This is a genomic window from Streptomyces agglomeratus (assembly GCF_001746415.1).
Taxonomy (GTDB): Bacteria; Actinomycetota; Actinomycetes; order Streptomycetales; family Streptomycetaceae; genus Streptomyces; species Streptomyces agglomeratus.
This window is the reverse complement of the sequence record NZ_MEHJ01000001.1, coordinates 3,359,612-3,375,094: the sequence shown is the minus strand read 5'-3', so window position 1 is coordinate 3,375,094 and position 15,483 is coordinate 3,359,612. Positions and strand designations below refer to the sequence as shown.

Here is a 15,483-nt window from a genome sequence, read left to right as displayed (position 1 = left end):
CGGTTCCTCCGGGGCACTGGGTAGTGTCGTGCTCATGTCTCGCCGTACGCCGCTGCCTCCGCCCCCGCCGCCCCAGCACCTCCGGGCCTGGCCCGGTCCCGAGGCGATGAGCGCCGACCGGGAGCGGGCCATGGACGAGCTGACCGCACGGGGGCTCGGTCCGGGGCGGTGGGTGCGGTTCTGGCTGCTGGTGGGCGGCGCCGCGCTCGGGTGGGGGATGGTCGGGGCGGCCCTCGAATCGTTCGAGGGGCCGGGCGACCCGCTGACCGCCGTCTTCGCCGCGGGCTTCGGCGCGATCGGGCTGGCGGGCGTCGTGACCTGCTGGATCTTCCTCGGGATGGGCGTGCGCCGCGACCGTACGATCCGTCAGCTGCTGGTGGCCTGGGCCGAGGTGGGGCGCGAGTACGGCCTGTCGGCCACGCGGTGGCGGCTTCCCGGGCTCAGCCTCGCGTGGCTGCTGTCGGCGCTGGTGGTGTGCGGGCTCGGCCTGTGGTCGTCGCTGGGCTTCGCCGTGACGGCGCGGCCGGGGTCCGAGACGTACGTGGACGCGGTCTTCTCCTTCGGGCTCGGCGTCATCCTGTGGGTGGCCGGGCTCATCGGCGCGGCGAAGGCCGTGGGGCACTACCGGTGGGCGGTGCGGGTGGGACCGGTGGGCGCGAGGAGCGGCGCGAAGGTCTGAGTCCGGCGGGCGTCGGCCGCCGGAGCGGTCGCTGCGAGCCCGGCGGCCGCCGTCGGGAACCGGGACGCGCGCCGTGGGCGGCGCTCCCGGTCACCGGGCCGCCGGGCGGCCCTCATGTCACCGGGCTCCCGGTCGCCGGGCCGTGGGCGGCCCTCCGGTCACCGGGCCGGGTGGCCGATCAGTACCGTCGGGGCGCCCGCCACCCGCGTAAGGAAGACCGTGGCGGAGTGCGGCCCCGACAGCTTCATCTTGCGGCGCAGTTCCTCCGGCTCGATCGCCGAGCCGCGCTTCTTCACGGTCAGTACGCCGACGCCCCGCTCCCGCAGCAGCGCCTTGAGCTTCTTCAGGCCGAAGGGCATCCGGTCCGTGATCTCGTACGCGGTGGCGTACGGCGTCCGGTGGAGCTCGTCGGCCGTGATGTACGCGATCGTCTCGTCGATGAGGCGCCCGCCCACCTGCCGCGCCACCTCCGCCACCAGGTGCGAGCGGATGACCGCGCCGTCCGGCTCGTAGAGGTAGCGGCCGACCTCGCCCGGCTCGGGGTCGGGCAGCCCGGTGCCGACCAGGGAGTGCGGGCCGGGAAGCAGCGTGGCGCGGACCGCCCCGGGGTCCGTACCGAACCAGAACACCGCTTCCTTCACGTCCCCGCCGTCGGAGATCCACTCCGCCTCGGCGTCGTCGGGCACCGCCTCGTGCGGGACGCCCGGAGCGATCTTCAGGGCGGCGTGCGCGGACGTACGGGCCGCCCCGATCGCCCAGGACAGCGGCGGGGAGTACGCCTCGGGGTCGAAGATGCGGCCGCGGCCGCCGCGCCGCGCCGGGTCGACGAAGACGGCGTCGTACGCGGAGGTGTCGACGGTGGTCACATCGGCGCAGCGGACCTCGACGAGCGCGGACAGGCCCAGCGCCTCCGCGTTCGCGCGGGCCACCTCCGCCGTCAGCGGGTCGCGGTCGACGGCCAGGACGGAGATCCCGGCGCGGGCCAGCGCGATCGCGTCGCCGCCGATGCCGCAGCAGAGGTCCGCGACGCTCCGTACGCCGAGTGCGGCGAAGCGCCCGGCGCGGTACGTCGCCACCGCCGTGCGGGTGGCCTGCTCGACGCCGTTGGGGGTGAAGAACATCCGGTACGCGTCCTCGGCGCCGAACTTGGCCACCGCCCGCTGCCGCAGCCGCGCCTGCCCGAGCGCGGCCGAGACGAGCGCGGCGGGGTGCTCGCGGCGCAGCCGGGTCGCGGTCGCCAGCTCGTCGGCGGGGTCGTGGTCGCGGAGCGCGGCGAGCAGGGCGCGGCCCTCCTCGGTGCGCAGGGCGGCGAAGGACTCCAGGGCGCCGGTGGCGTCCGGGGCTTGCGGCGAGTCAGGAACCGGAGGCGAGTCAGGAGGCTGAGGCGAGTCAGGGGCCTGAGGCGAGTCAGGGGCGTGCGAGGAATCCGGGGCGTCGGAGGCTGCGAGGTCGTTCACCCGGTCAATTGTGGGCCAGCCGGGGGACCGTGCGTGCCCGGTCGCGGTGTCGCCGGGGCGACACCGCCGCGCGCTGCCAGTATCCAAAGCCATGCAACTAGTACGACAAAAGGAAGAAATGACGAGGAAGGGGAGCAAGCAGGTCCGTATGGTCCTGGCCGTGCTCCTCGCCTCCGCCATCGGATCCGGATGCGCGGGCGGGGCCGCCGACCCGCCCGAGCGGGGCGCGCCCGCCGCACCCGCCGCCGGCCAGCAGCAGGCCGACCGGCAGGGACCGGCCCGGGATCTGGCCGGGTACGCCGAACGGCTGCGGCGCGCCCAGACCCTTCGCGTCGCCGCCGCCAGGAAATGGGGGCTGGCGCGGACCCCGCTCGCCGCGCCCCCGCCGCCCGCGGTCAAACCGAAGATCACCACCCGCAAGGGCTTCAGCGCGGGCCCGGGGCTGCCGCCCGTCTTCACCACCGTCCCGGTCAAGGAGCGGGTGGTCTTCCTGACGATGGACGACGGCGCGGAGAAGGACCCGAAGCTGCTGAGGATGATGACCGAGCTGGGCATCCCCTACAGCGCGTTCCTCAGCAACTACCTGGTGCGCGAGAACTACGCCTACTTCCAGCGGATGCAGGGGCGAGGTGTGTCCCTGCACAACCACACCCTCAACCACCGGTACATGCCCGGCCTCACCTACGCCCAGCAGAAGCGCGAGATCTGCGGGATGCAGGACGTCATCGAGAAGAGGTACGGCAAGCGCCCCCGGCTCTTCAGGCCGCCGTACGGCAACTACAACGCCGACACCCTGCGCGCCGCCCGCTCCTGCGGCATCAAGGCCGTACCGCTGTGGGCGGCCGAGGCGTTCCCGGACCGGATGGAGTGGCGGGAATGGGACCGCGACCTGCATCCCGGCGACATCATCCTCACGCACTTCCGCGGCAAGGGGGAGTGGAAGGGCACCATGCCGGACATGATCCGGCGGGTCATGAAGACGGTCACGGCGAAGGGGTACGCGGTCGCCAGGCTGGAGGACTACCTGTGAGGCGCGCGCACCGGCTCGCGGCCGGACTGCTGGCGGCCGGTGCGCTGGCGCTCACCGGCTGCGCGCAGTCCGTGGAGCCGATCGAGCGGCTGGGGAGGAAGGCGGTGCGCAGCGTCGCCCCGAAGACCCGGGACACGCAAGCGGCGGCGCGCCCGGCGCACGCCCCCCCGGCCCCGCGCGCCGCGGCGCACGCGCGGTGGGGCCTGCCGGCGCCACTGCTTCCGGCGCCGGCGCCCCCGGTCCGCAAACCGGCACGCCCCTTCGTCGTGGACCGCGTACCGACCCGCGACAAGGTCGTCTTCCTGACCTTCGACGACGGCGCCGAGCGCGACCCGCGGTTCGTGCGCATGGTGGACGAGCTCAATCTGCCGATCAGCATGTTCCTGACGGACAGCGTCGCCTCGCCCGGGTACGACCACTTCGACCGGCTGCGCCGGGCGGGCGGCGGGCTCAGCACGGTGCAGAACCACACCATCGACCACACCTACCTGCCCGGCCTCCCGTACACCGGACAGCGCGCCCAGATCTGCGGCCAGCAGGACCGTCTGGAGGCCCGGTTCGGGGTCAGGCCGCGGCTCTTCCGGCCGCCGTACGGGGCGTACAACAACCAGACACTGCGCGCGGCGGGCGACTGCGGGGCCGAGGCGGTGGTGCTGTGGGGGGCGTCGATGCAGATCAACGACCTGCGGTACGCGCACGGCGACCGGCTGCGGCCGGGCGACATCGTGCTGGCGCACTTTCGGGGGCCGGCCGAGCTCAAGGGGGCGACGATCACCGAGATGACGACCCGGATGCTGCGCCGGATCCAGGAGCAGGGGTTCGCAGTGGCGCGGCTGGAGGACTACCTCTGAGCCATGGCGCGCCCGGCCGGAGGACTGCCCCTGACCCCGGTGGGGGGCCGTTCGCCTACACGTACGGCGGCGCCGGATTGGCACTCCGCTTGACCGAGTGCTAACCGCGTCATAGTCTCGGCGTTGGCACTCTCCACTGGGGAGTGCCAACAGTAGCGACGGGCAGGTCCGGCACCCGCGACGACGGATCCACCTGGTCGCCACCCCACATCAGTTAACCCCGTGAGATCTCCGAAGGGGGAGACCGGACCGTGACGACCACCAGCTCCAAGGTTGCCATCAAGCCGCTCGAGGACCGCATTGTGGTCCAGCCGCTCGACGCCGAGCAGACCACGGCCTCTGGCCTGGTCATTCCGGACACCGCCAAGGAGAAGCCCCAGGAGGGCGTCGTCCTGGCCGTGGGCCCGGGCCGCTTCGAGAACGGCGAGCGCCTGCCGCTCGACGTATCCGTCGGCGATGTCGTGCTGTACAGCAAGTACGGCGGCACCGAGGTGAAGTACAGCGGCGAGGAGTACCTCGTCCTCTCGGCTCGCGACGTGCTCGCGATCATCGAGAAGTAATTCGCCCGAAGATTGCTTTTGATTTGCGCCCCTGGCCCCCAGCGAATGCCGGGTGGCCCGGGGCGCATTTCGTTTGAGAGGACAGAGAAGCTCCATGGCGAAGATTCTGAAGTTCGACGAGGACGCCCGTCGCGCCCTCGAGCGCGGCGTCAACAAGCTTGCCGACACGGTGAAGGTGACGATCGGCCCCAAGGGCCGCAACGTCGTCATCGACAAGAAGTTCGGCGCCCCCACCATCACCAATGACGGTGTCACCATCGCGCGCGAGGTCGAGCTCGACGACCCGTACGAGAACCTGGGTGCCCAGCTCGTGAAGGAGGTGGCGACCAAGACCAACGACATCGCGGGTGACGGCACCACCACCGCCACCGTGCTGGCCCAGGCGCTGGTCCGCGAGGGCCTGCGCAACGTCGCCGCCGGCGCTTCCCCGGCCGCCCTGAAGAAGGGCATCGACGCCGCGGTCAAGGCGATCTCCGAGGACCTCCTCGCGAACGCCCGCCCGATCGACGACAAGTCCGACATCGCCGCCGTGGCCGGGCTCTCCGCCCAGGACTCGCAGGTCGGCGAGCTCATCGCCGAGGCGATGGACAAGGTCGGCAAGGACGGTGTCATCACCGTCGAGGAGTCCAACACCTTCGGCCTGGAGCTCGACTTCACCGAGGGCATGGCCTTCGACAAGGGCTACCTGTCCCCGTACATGGTGACCGACCAGGAGCGTATGGAGGCCGTCCTCGACGACCCGTACATCCTGATCCACCAGGGCAAGATCGGCTCGATCCAGGACCTGCTGCCGCTGCTGGAGAAGGTCATCCAGGCCGGTGCCTCCAAGCCGCTGCTGATCATCGCCGAGGACGTCGAGGGCGAGGCCCTGTCGACCCTGGTCGTCAACAAGATCCGTGGCACCTTCAACGCCGTCGCGGTGAAGGCCCCCGGCTTCGGTGACCGCCGCAAGGCCATGCTCGGCGACATCGCCACCCTCACCGGTGCGACCGTCATCGCCGAAGAGGTCGGCCTCAAGCTCGACCAGGCCGGTCTCGACGTGCTGGGCACCGCCCGCCGCGTGACCGTCACCAAGGACGACACCACCATCGTCGACGGTGGCGGCGACTCCGCCGAGGTCACCGGCCGTGTCAACCAGATCAAGGCCGAGATCGAGTCCACCGACTCCGACTGGGACCGCGAGAAGCTCCAGGAGCGCCTCGCGAAGCTGGCCGGCGGCGTGTGCGTGATCAAGGTCGGCGCCGCCACCGAGGTGGAGCTCAAGGAGAAGAAGCACCGTCTGGAGGACGCCATCTCCGCGACCCGCGCCGCGGTCGAGGAGGGCATCGTCTCCGGTGGTGGCTCCGCTCTGGTCCACGCCGCCAAGGTGCTGGAGGACGGCCTGGGCAAGACCGGCGACGAGGCCACGGGTGTCGCGGTCGTCCGCCGCGCCGTCGTCGAGCCGCTTCGCTGGATCGCCGAGAACGCCGGTCTTGAGGGCTACGTCATCACCGCCAAGGTGAGCGAGCTCGACAAGGGCCACGGCTTCAACGCCGCGACCGGCGAGTACGGCGACCTGGTCAAGGCCGGCGTCATCGACCCGGTCAAGGTCACCCGCTCCGCGCTGGAGAACGCCGCGTCCATCGCGTCGCTGCTGCTCACGACCGAGACCCTGGTCGTCGAGAAGCCGGCCGAGGAAGAGGCCGACGCCGGCCACGGCCACGGCCACGGTCACTCCCACTGACGTTCCGCGTCACGCGAAGGCCCCCGTTCTCCCGCTGCCCAGCGGGGGGAGCGGGGGTCTTTCCCGTACGGGGACGGGCCGGTTCCCCGCGGCCGACGGGTCAGCCGATCGCGCCGAGCTGCCGCATCAGGCCCATGGCGTCCATGTGCCACCAGCCTTCCTGGATCTTCCCGTCCTGGAAGCGGAAGATCGTCGTACCGGTCATGGTGCACTGCTGCCCGGTGGGCGCGATGCCCATGAACTCACCCTTGTGGGTACCCGTCCACGTCCACAGCGTCACGACGTCGTCGCCCTCGGACACCTGCCGGTCGAGGTCGAAGCGGAAGTCGAAGGCGTCGCGCCAGCTCGTCACGTCGCTGCGGATGACGTCGGCACCGACGGTGCTCTCCTCCTCCTTGAAGGTGTCGTGGTCCCGGTAGTCGGACGCGAACAGCTCGTCGACGGTGTCGAGATTCCCTCCGACGGCGACCTCGTGGAAGAAGCGGCGGGCGGTCGCCGCGTTCAGCTGCTCCTCACGGACCACGTCGAGGTCCGTGAACGAGGGCATACCGTCACAGAGCGCCACCATCTCCTGGAAGATCCGGTCGGTCTCCGGCAGGTGGGAGTTCTTCATCGCCTCCTCGTGCGACGGGAATTCGACGATCTCGACGTAGTGGTTCGCCTGGGACCGGTCCTTGCCGATGATGTTGTGCGTGGCCGTCCGCTTGCCCTTGGTCTGCTCGACCCACTTGTCCATGAGCTGGTTCATGTCGTCGGACCGCTCGGTCTTGTAGTCGATTATCTGTACGAATTTCATGGCGCCTCCCGACCTTCGTCAGATACGTCCAGTCTAGTGAAATGACTGGTTTCTGACGGTTCAGGCCGAGTGGTGCAGCGATGTTGGATGGACCGGATCAGCGAAGGGGTGACCCGCCGCGTAGCGCGCCAGCTCGTCCAGGGACTGGTCGGCCATGCGGTGCAGCTCGTCGCCGAGCGAGCCCGCGACGTGCGGGGTCAGCAGCACGTTCGGGAGGTCGTACAACGGCGAGTCCGGCGGCGGGAGTTCCGGGTCCGTCACGTCGAGTACGGCGTTCAGGCGGCCGGAGGCCAGCTCGGGGAGCAGCGCGGCCTCGTCGACGAGGGAGCCGCGGGCGGTGTTGATCAGCGTCGCGCCGGCCGGCATCGCGGCCAGCTGGCGGGCGCCGATCATGTGGTGGGTGGCCGGGAGCTGCGGGGCGTGGACCGAGACGACGGAGCTGCGGGCGCACAGGTCGTCGAGCGGCGCGAGCGCGACGCCGAGTGCTGCCGCTTCGCGCGGGGCGACGTACGGGTCGTACAGCAGGACGTCCAGGTCGAAGGGGCGGAGCAGCTCGATGACGCGGCGGCCGATGCGGGAGGCGCCGACGATGCCCACGGTGCGGCGGTGGTTCCCGGCGCCGTCGAGTTCCGCGCGCCAGTCGTGGCCGGCGCGCAGGGCGCGGTAGCGGGCGGCGGCGTACAGGACGCGTTTGCCGGCGAAGAGGATCGCGGCGAGCGTGTACTCCGCCACGGGCAGGGCGTTGGCCGCGGCGGCCGAGGTCACGGCGATGCCGCGCTCCCAGCAGGCCGGGGTGACGTGGTGCTTGACGGAGCCCGCCGCGTGGATGACGGCGCGCAGCTTCGGGGCGGCGTCGAGCACTTCGGCGGTGAGCGGGGTGGCGCCCCAGCAGGTGAACAGGACCTCGGCCTCGGCGAGCGCCGCCGCGACGGGCGGCGCGGGGGCGGCGAGGTCGTACGCGACCAGGTGCGGGTCGGTGCGCGAGAGTTCGGCCAGGCGGGCGCGGTGCCGGTCGGTGAAGAGGCGCTCCGCGATGCCGGGACCCATGGCGAGCAGCAGGGACGGCTGGTTGTCAGTGGCGTGGTGCATGGTGGAACTCGGGCTCCTCTTCGGTCGCTTGACGTCGTCCGGCGCCGGGTGGCGTCGTGGGCGCGACGCCGGGTGACGTCGCTCGGCGCCGCGTGACATCGCCTGCCCGCGTCACTTGACGCTTCCGGCGGTGAGCCCGGCCTTCCAGTGCCGCTGGAGGGAGACGAAGGCGACGATCAGGGGGACTACGGCGAGGAGCGAGCCGGTGACGACGAGGGGGTAGAACTCCGGCTCGCCGTGGGCGTTGCTGTTCCACGCGTACAGGCCGAGGCTCAGTGGGAAGAGCTTCTGGTCCGAAAGCATCACCAGGGGGAGGAAGAAATTGTTCCAGATGGCGGTGAACTGGAAGAGGAAGACGGTCACGAAGCCCGGCATGATCATGCGCATACCGATGGACCAGAAGACGCGCAGCTCGCCGGCCCCGTCGATACGGGCGGCTTCGAGTGCCTCGTCCGGGATGTAGCCGGCGCTGAAGACACGGGCGAGGTAGACGCCGAACGGGTGGACCAGCACGGGGACGAGGACGGCCCAGTACGTGTTGACGATGCCCACTTCGCTGGCGAGCAGGTACATGGGCAGGGCCAGCGCGGTGGTCGGGACCAGCACGCCCAGCAGGACGGCGCCGAACAGCTTCTCCTTGCCCCTGAAGCGGTACTTGTCGAAGGCGTAGCCCGCGGCGACGCTGATCAGCGAGCTGACCACGGCGCCGCCGCCCGCGTAGAGCAGGCTGTTGAGGTACCAGCGGAAGTAGACGCCGTCGCTGTACGTCGCCAGGGCGGACAGGTTCGCGCCGAGGTTGAAGTCCTCGAAGGAGAAGGCGTTTCCGGCGAGCAGGCCGCCCGTGTCCTTGGTGGCGGCCGTGACCAGCCAGACGAGAGGGAGCAGCATGTAGAGCACGGCGAGGACGAGCGCGCCGTTGACGGCGGTCTTCGACATCCAGCGGCCGGCGGTGGTGCTCGTACGGCGAGAACTCATGCCTTCCTGCCCTTGCGGCCGGTGAAGCGGGTGACCGCGAAGGAGAGCAGCGCGGCGGTGAGCGCGAGCAGCACGGAGGCGGCGGCCGCGAGCCCGTAGTCGTTCCGGTCGAAGGCCGCGGTGTACGCGTACATGTTCGGCGTCCAGGTGGAGGTGACGGATGATCCGGTGCCCTTGTTGATGATCAGCGGCTCGGTGAACAGCTGGAGCGAGCCGATGACCGTGAACAGCGCGACCATGACGACCGAGGCGCGGATCAGCGGGACCTTGATGCTGAGCGCGGTGCGCCAGGCGCCCGCCCCGTCCACCGTGGCCGCTTCGAGGACCGAGCGGTCGACGGCCTGGAGAGCGGCGTAGAAGATCACCATGTTGTAGCCGAGCCATTCCCACAGCGCGATGTTGATGACGGAAGGGAGGGCGCCTTCGGGTGCGAAGAAGTCGAAGCCGATACCGCCGGCCTCCATGGCGTCGACGACCGGGCTGAGCTGGGGCGTATAGAGATAGACCCAGATCAGCGCGGCGATGATGCCCGGGACGGCGTGCGGCAGGAAGAGCGCGAGCTGGAAGAAGCGGCGGGCGCGGGCGAGCGTGGAGTCGATCAGCAGGGCGAGTGCGAGGGCTCCGCCGATCATCAGCGGGATGTAGAACACGCAGTACCCGAGGAGTACGGCGAAGCCCTCACGGAAGGCCGGGTCACCCAGCGCCGCCGTGTAGTTGTCGAGGCCGCTGAAGACGGTCTCCGTTCCGCCGAAGCCCAGTCCCGACTGCTTCTCGGTGAACAGGCTCAGCCAGACCGCGTACCCGATCGGCACCACCATCACCAGGGTGAACAGGACGAAGAAGGGGGTCAGCAGGACGCCGGCGGCGGCATGGGTGCGGGTGCGGGCCTTCACGTGGTTCTCAGCCCTCCACCTTCAGGCCGCGCTTCCTCAGCTCGGAGACGGTCGCCTCGTGCCCGGCCTCGACCGCGTCCGCGATCGTCGCGCCGCCGTTCGTGACCTTGCCGAACTGGTCCTTGATGACGGTGTTGGTGGTGCCGGTGCTCGGGCCCCACGCCCAGTTCGGGCTGATGGAGGCCCCGGCGTCCTCGAAGACCCGGTAGATGTCCTGGCCGCCGTAGAACTTCGCGTCGAACGCCGCCCTGGCCGCCGGGCGCAGTTCCGCCGCGGCCGGGAAGGCGCTCGACGTACCGGAGGAGATCCTGGCCCTGACGCCTGCCTCGGTCGTCGTCATCCACCGGGCGAACTCGACCGCCGCCCCGGTCTTCTCGCTGTCCTTGGTCACGGCGAACGTGGAGCCGCCGAGCATGCCGCTGGCGGGCTTGCCGTCCCACGACGGCATCGGCGCGACGGCCCACTTGCCGCTCTGCTCGGGCAGGGTGGCCGACAGGACGCCCGCACCCCACGAAGCGCCGAGGTAGCCGATGGTGCCTCCGCTCTTGAGGGAGTTGGTCCACTCCGGGCTGAAGGAGGCGTTGTTGCGGATCAGGTCGTCGTCGAGGAGCCCTTGCCAGTACGCCGACACCTTCTTGGTCGCGGCGTCGGTCGTGTCGACCTTCCAGGTGTCGCCCTCGGCCTTGAACCACTGGGCGCCGGCCTGCCAGGCCATCGCCTGGAAGGTGGTCGGGTCGTCGGGGAAGAAGGTGCCGATGCGCGCCTTCTTGTCGGCCTTCCTGACCTTCCCGGCGGCCTCGCGGAACTCGGCCCACGTCCTGGGGACTTCGACGCCGTACTTCTCGAACAGGTCTTTGCGGTAGTAGAGGGCCTGCGGCGAGGCGTCGAAGGGGACGGCCCAGTTCTTGCCGCCGAGGGTGGTCAGCTCGACCGCCTGCGGCAGGAACTTCCTCTTCACGTCGTCGGAGAGGTGACCGCTGATGTCCTGGACCGCGCCCTGGCTGACGAACTCGGGGAGCATCGGGTACTCGATGGAGACCAGGTCGGGGGCGTTGCCCGCCTTCACGGCGTTGGAGATCTTGGCGTAGCCGCCGGCGTTGCCCGAGGGGATCTCCTCGTACGTCACCCGGATGTCCTCGTGCGAGGCGTTGAAGGCGTCGACGACCTCCTTCGAACCCTTCGTCCACCCCCAGAAGGTGATCGAGACGGGCTTGCCGTCACTTCCCGGGGCAGCGGACTTCTTCTCCGCCGTGCCGCTGCCGCCGCAGGCCGTGAGAACGGCGAGGGCGGTGGCGGCGCCGACTATGAGGGGGGACGTTCTGTTCCAACTGGGGCTCACGACACGGCTCCTGAACAGGCGGCGGGATTGCGTTGGCCGTGATCCTTGAGCCAGTGATGAGCGAAGTCAAGAGCGAAAGATTGATTGATCGAAAAAAGATCAGACAGGTGTGGCTCCGCACGAAGCCCGCACCCGCAGTTGCGGAAGGAGCGTCAGATGCCGCCGCGGTTCCTCCTCACCCTGGCCCCGCCCGTGCCCGAGCCGCTCCATCAGCAGCCCGGTGGCCTGCCGCCCCACCTCGCGCTTCGGCGGCGCCACCGCCGTGAGCGGCGTGTCGGCGAGCGCCGCGACCTCGTCGTCGTACGCGATCAGCGCCAGGTCCTGGGGCACCCGCACACCCAGCTCCGCGAGCCGCTGCACCACCTGGATCGCGTCCACGTCGTTGTGGATCAGCGCTGCCGTCGCCGTCCCCGACGCGACCGCCTCCCGCAGGGCCTGCACCGCCGCCTCGAAGCGGTCCGGGTGCGTCTCGGCCGGTACGGAACCGATCACGTCCCGCGGCGCGCGCACGCCCAGCACGCCCAGCGCGTCCGCGTACCCGGCGCGCACGGCGAGAGCCGTCGGCGAGTCGTCGCGGGCCATCAGCAGCGGCGCCCCGTGCCCCAGTTCCATCAGGTGCCGCACGGCCAGCAGCACCCCGTGCCGGTGGTCCGAGCAGACCCGGTCGGTCCCGTCCAGCCGCGAGCCCGGCACCGGCTGCCGCTCCAGCAGGACGGTGGGCACGGGCAGCGAGGTGATCCAGTCCCCGTACGCGGACGGGTCGTCCGGCCGACGCCAGCCCGGCGCCACCAGCAGCCCCTCGGCGCCCGCCGCCAGCAGCCCCTCGGTGCGCGCGTGGTCCTCCTCCGGCCGGTAGTCCGAGATCCGCAGGATCAGCCGGGCCCCGGCCCGCGCCGCCGCCTCGTGCGCACCCCGGATCACCTCGGGGAAGTAGTACGTCGCCGAGGGGGCCAGCATGCCGAGCACCAGGCCGGCGCCCCGGCCCGCACCCGCCGGGGCCCCGTCCGGACCGCCCCGGCCCCGCGGCCACGACACCGATCCGTGCACCCGGTCGAGCAGCCCCCGCCCGGCCAGCTCCTCCACGTCCCGGCGCACCGTCACGGGGGACACCCCCAGTTGCCCGGCGAGATCCGAGACGCGGGCCGAACCCCGTTCCCGTACCAGGCCCAGCAGTCGGTCGTGACGTTCAGCAGCACTCTCGCGCACGGCGGCAGTCCCCCTCGCAGTGTGTGGCACAGAAACCAGCGTGATCGAACGATAGAAGTTTCGATCATTCAACCGCAATGCATTGACGTTTCGATCGCCCGGGCTCTAGATTCCGGCGACGCGCCAGTCCGGCCGCCCGGACCGGGCCGCCCGCTCATCGGTCCGGTCCGCCCGCCCAGCAGTCCGGACCGGGTCCGGCCGCAGTCCAGGGGAGCATCATGCCGTTCGGGAACCGCGACGACTGGGAAGCGACGGCGGACCGGCTCCTGCTCGCCGTACGCCCCTACGCCTCCCCGCGCCGCGCCCTGATCGACCTGCCCGGCTCCCGCCCCAGCCGGTCCGGCCCGCGCTCCGACGGCCTCGAAGGCTACGCCCGTACTTTCCTGCTCGCCGCCTTCCGCGTCGCGGGCGCGGCCGGCCACGACCCGCACGGGCACCTCGCCCACTACGCCGAAGGGCTCGCCGCCGGCACCGAGAAGCCCGTCCGCGACAGCGGGTTGTCGGCCACCGCACCGGACTCCTGGCCGCTGATGGCCGACGTACGCCAGGCCGTCGTCGAAGCCGCCTCCGTCGCCCTCGCCCTGCGCCTCACCCGGCCCTGGCTCTGGGACACCCTCGACGAACGCTCCCGCGACCGCGTCGTCGAGTGGCTGCGGCCCGCCCTCGGCCCGTCCCCCGTGGACAACAACTGGTGGCTCTTCGGCCTCACCGTCGCCGGATTCCTCCAGGACGCCGGCATCGAGACCGACCGCGCCCGCGCCACCGTCGACCGCTCCCTCGCCCGCGTCGAGGAATGGCACCTGGGCGACGGCTGGTACAGCGACGGCCCGAACCGCGCCTTCGACCACTACAACGCGTGGGCCCTGCACTTCTACCCCGTCCTGCACGCCCACCTCGCCGGTGACCGGGAACTCCTCGGCCGCTACGGACCCCGCCTGCGCGCCCAACTCGAAGCCGCCACCCGGATGTTCGACGCCAACGGCGCCCCCATGCCGTACGGCCGCTCCCTCACCTACCGCTTCGCCGCCGCGGCCGCCCCCTGGCTGGGCGCACTCACCGGCCACACCCCGCTCACCCCCGGCGCCACCCGCCGCCTCGCCTCAGGCACCCTGCGGTACTTCCTCGACCGGGGCGCGGTCGACGACCGGGGGCTGCTGACCCTCGGCTGGCACGGCCCGTACGCCCCGGTCGTCCAGAGCTACTCCGGCCCGGCCTCTCCCTACTGGGCGGCCAAGGGCTTCCTCGGCCTTCTTCTGCCGCCGGACCACCCGGCCTGGACCGACCCCGAAGAGCCGCTGCCCGCCGAGATCCGGGACGCCGTCACCACCCTCGGCCCGCCGAACATGCTGATCCAGTCCACGGCGGCCGACGGTCTCGTACGCCTCCACAACCACGGCAGCAACCACGCCGGCCCCGGCGAGGACCCCGGATACGCCCGCTTCGCCTACTCCACCCGCACGGGCCCGACCCACGAAGGCGCCGACGACGCGCACGACGGCGCCGACGACGCGCACGAGGGCGCCGCCCCGGACGAAAGCGCCGGCGCCGCGGACCACCACCACACCGCCGACAACCACTTCGCCCTGCTCGTAGACGGCGTCTGGACCAGGCGCGGCCCCGCCATCCCACTCTCCGGCGGCCCCGGCTGGGTGGCCTCGGCGCACACCCCCGCCCCCGGCATCCGCGTAGTGTCCGCCACCGCGGCCCACGGCCGCGCCGAACTCCGCGTCCATCTCGTCACCGGCGCCCCCGAGGGAACCCCCGTACGCCAGACCGGCTGGGCCACCGACGACCGGGCGGCCGGCCCGCTCGAACCGGCCGGCGACCGGGTGACCGCGCAACTCCATCCGGTCCACGGCTACACCACCACAACCGAATTGCGCACCGGATCGACCTCGCTCGCCGCCCGGACCCGTACCGCCGCCCTCGACGGCCGCACCACGGCGGGCGGCACGCTCTTCGTCGCCCTCGCCTCCCTGACCGCCGAGCCGGAGCCCGCGCCCGTCAGCACGCTCGCCGACGTACGCGTCACCGGCCGCACGGTCCGGGTGACGTGGACGGACGGATCGACCACCTGCCTGAGCCCGGACTACTGAGGCCCGTACTTCCGGCCGGTCTTCGAGGTGAGCCCGCCCAGCAGACCGCGCGGCGCCAGCTTCACCGCGCCCATCAGCGCCTTGTACCGCGGGTCCGGCACCGACACGGTCTTCCCCCGCGCCAGATCGCCCATCGCCGCCGCCACCAGCTTGTCCGCGTCGAGCCACATCCACCCGGGGATGTTGTCCGTCCCCATCCCGGCCCGCTCATGGAATTCCGTACGTACGAAACCGGGGCACAGCGCCATCAGCCGCACCCCGCTCCCCGCCAGATCCCGCGCCGCGCCCTGGGTGAACTGCACGACCCACGCCTTCGACGCGCCGTACGTCCCGCGCGGCACGAAGGCCGCGACCGACGCGACGTTGACGACGCCGCCGCGCCCCCGGTCCTTCATCCCCGCCGTGGCCGCGGCCGTCAGCCGCAGTACCGCCTCGCAGTGCACCTTCAGCATCGTCAGCTCATCGGCCATGGAGACTTCGAGGAAGCGCCCCTTGTTGCCGAAGCCGGCGTTGTTGACGAGAAGGTCCACCGGCTTTCTGCGGTCCGACAGCCGTGCCTCGACCGACGCGATCCCGTCCTCGGTCGACAGGTCGGCGGTCAGCACCTCGGCCTCGATGCCGTGCAGGTCGTGGAGTTCTGTCGCCTGCTCCTGGAGCCGCTCCGTGTCGCGGGCCACCAGGACCAGGTTGTGCCCGTCCGTGGCGAGGCGTCGCGCGAAGGCGGCGCCGATGCCCGCGGTCGCTCCGGTAATGAGTGCAGTCGTCATGCGGGGCACGTTAGTGCCCCAC

Annotated in this window: 14 protein-coding genes; 6 read left to right on the top strand and 8 right to left on the bottom strand. The window is 71.5% G+C overall.

The features are described 5' to 3' along the window. Positions 1–34: 34 nt before the first annotated feature. On the top strand, positions 35–679 hold the full coding sequence (locus AS594_RS14330) for a hypothetical protein (RefSeq protein WP_069930513.1): 645 nt from the start codon (positions 35–37) through the stop codon (positions 677–679). A 158-nt stretch (positions 680–837) separates the two neighbouring features. Here the strand turns inward: AS594_RS14330 and AS594_RS14325 are convergent, their stop codons facing one another. Next, positions 838–2,001, bottom strand: a complete 1,164-nt coding sequence (locus tag AS594_RS14325) for a THUMP-like domain-containing protein (protein WP_176742748.1) — start codon at positions 1,999–2,001, stop codon at positions 838–840. Between the two features lie 226 nt (positions 2,002–2,227). On the opposite strand from AS594_RS14325, the gene AS594_RS14320 reads away from it, so the two are divergent. From AS594_RS14320 to groL, 4 genes are all read left to right on the top strand, one after another. Continuing rightward, the gene (locus AS594_RS14320) at positions 2,228–3,166 is read left to right on the top strand and encodes a polysaccharide deacetylase family protein (RefSeq protein WP_079148201.1); all 939 of its coding nucleotides are present in this window, start codon (positions 2,228–2,230) and stop codon (positions 3,164–3,166) included. Further along, on the top strand, positions 3,163–4,017 hold the full coding sequence (locus AS594_RS14315) for a polysaccharide deacetylase family protein (protein WP_069927419.1): 855 nt from the start codon (positions 3,163–3,165) through the stop codon (positions 4,015–4,017). The genes AS594_RS14320 and AS594_RS14315 overlap by 4 nt, the downstream gene beginning before the upstream one ends. Positions 4,018–4,268: 251 nt before the next feature. Further along, on the top strand, positions 4,269–4,577 hold the full coding sequence (groES, locus tag AS594_RS14310; protein WP_028812332.1) for a co-chaperone GroES: 309 nt from the start codon (positions 4,269–4,271) through the stop codon (positions 4,575–4,577). Between the two features lie 94 nt (positions 4,578–4,671). Continuing rightward, positions 4,672–6,300, top strand: coding sequence for a chaperonin GroEL (groL, locus tag AS594_RS14305; RefSeq protein ID WP_069927418.1), 1,629 nt, complete (start codon positions 4,672–4,674; stop codon positions 6,298–6,300). Between the two features lie 100 nt (positions 6,301–6,400). Here groL and AS594_RS14300 read toward each other — a convergent pair whose 3' ends face one another. From AS594_RS14300 to AS594_RS14275, 6 genes are all read right to left on the bottom strand, one after another. Continuing rightward, entirely contained in the window at positions 6,401–7,096 is a 696-nt protein-coding gene (locus AS594_RS14300; RefSeq protein WP_069927417.1) for an ester cyclase, read from the bottom strand. A 60-nt stretch (positions 7,097–7,156) separates the two neighbouring features. Next, positions 7,157–8,185 (bottom strand): hydroxyacid dehydrogenase, encoded by a 1,029-nt coding sequence (locus AS594_RS14295; protein WP_069932880.1) that lies wholly within the window; start codon positions 8,183–8,185, stop codon positions 7,157–7,159. Between the two features lie 111 nt (positions 8,186–8,296). Beyond that, complete coding sequence (locus AS594_RS14290) at positions 8,297–9,160, bottom strand: carbohydrate ABC transporter permease (protein WP_069927415.1); 864 nt, start codon at positions 9,158–9,160, stop codon at positions 8,297–8,299. Next, positions 9,157–10,053, bottom strand: coding sequence for a carbohydrate ABC transporter permease (locus tag AS594_RS14285; protein WP_069927414.1), 897 nt, complete (start codon positions 10,051–10,053; stop codon positions 9,157–9,159). Before AS594_RS14285 ends, AS594_RS14290 begins: the two co-directional genes overlap by 4 nt. A gap of 7 nt (positions 10,054–10,060) precedes the next feature. Then, positions 10,061–11,392 carry an ABC transporter substrate-binding protein gene (locus tag AS594_RS14280; RefSeq protein WP_069927413.1) on the bottom strand — a complete coding sequence of 444 codons (1,332 nt, stop codon included), beginning with the start codon at positions 11,390–11,392 and terminating at the stop codon, positions 10,061–10,063. A 99-nt stretch (positions 11,393–11,491) separates the two neighbouring features. Then, a complete protein-coding gene (locus AS594_RS14275; RefSeq protein WP_069927412.1) occupies positions 11,492–12,598 on the bottom strand; it encodes a substrate-binding domain-containing protein in 1,107 nt (368 codons plus the stop codon). A gap of 218 nt (positions 12,599–12,816) precedes the next feature. Between AS594_RS14275 and AS594_RS14270 the strand changes: the two genes are divergently transcribed. Further along, positions 12,817–14,694, top strand: coding sequence for a DUF2264 domain-containing protein (locus AS594_RS14270; RefSeq protein WP_069927411.1), 1,878 nt, complete (start codon positions 12,817–12,819; stop codon positions 14,692–14,694). On the opposite strand, the gene AS594_RS14265 is transcribed toward AS594_RS14270, so the two are convergent. Next, complete coding sequence (locus tag AS594_RS14265; RefSeq protein WP_069927410.1) at positions 14,688–15,461, bottom strand: SDR family NAD(P)-dependent oxidoreductase; 774 nt, start codon at positions 15,459–15,461, stop codon at positions 14,688–14,690. The two genes, AS594_RS14270 and AS594_RS14265, sit on opposite strands and share 7 nt — an antisense overlap. Positions 15,462–15,483: the final 22 nt, after the last annotated feature.

Coding starts and splice junctions, on each gene's coding strand:
- AS594_RS14330 (WP_069930513.1), top strand. CDS start 35: ATGTCTCGCCGTACGCCGCTGCCTCCGCCCCCGCCGCCCCAGCACCTC.
- AS594_RS14320 (WP_079148201.1), top strand. CDS start 2,228: ATGCAACTAGTACGACAAAAGGAAGAAATGACGAGGAAGGGGAGCAAG.
- groL (WP_069927418.1), top strand. CDS start 4,672: ATGGCGAAGATTCTGAAGTTCGACGAGGACGCCCGTCGCGCCCTCGAG.
- AS594_RS14300 (WP_069927417.1), bottom strand. CDS start 7,096: ATGAAATTCGTACAGATAATCGACTACAAGACCGAGCGGTCCGACGAC.
- AS594_RS14295 (WP_069932880.1), bottom strand. CDS start 8,185: ATGCACCACGCCACTGACAACCAGCCGTCCCTGCTGCTCGCCATGGGT.
- AS594_RS14290 (WP_069927415.1), bottom strand. CDS start 9,160: ATGAGTTCTCGCCGTACGAGCACCACCGCCGGCCGCTGGATGTCGAAG.
- AS594_RS14270 (WP_069927411.1), top strand. CDS start 12,817: ATGCCGTTCGGGAACCGCGACGACTGGGAAGCGACGGCGGACCGGCTC.
- AS594_RS14265 (WP_069927410.1), bottom strand. CDS start 15,461: ATGACGACTGCACTCATTACCGGAGCGACCGCGGGCATCGGCGCCGCC.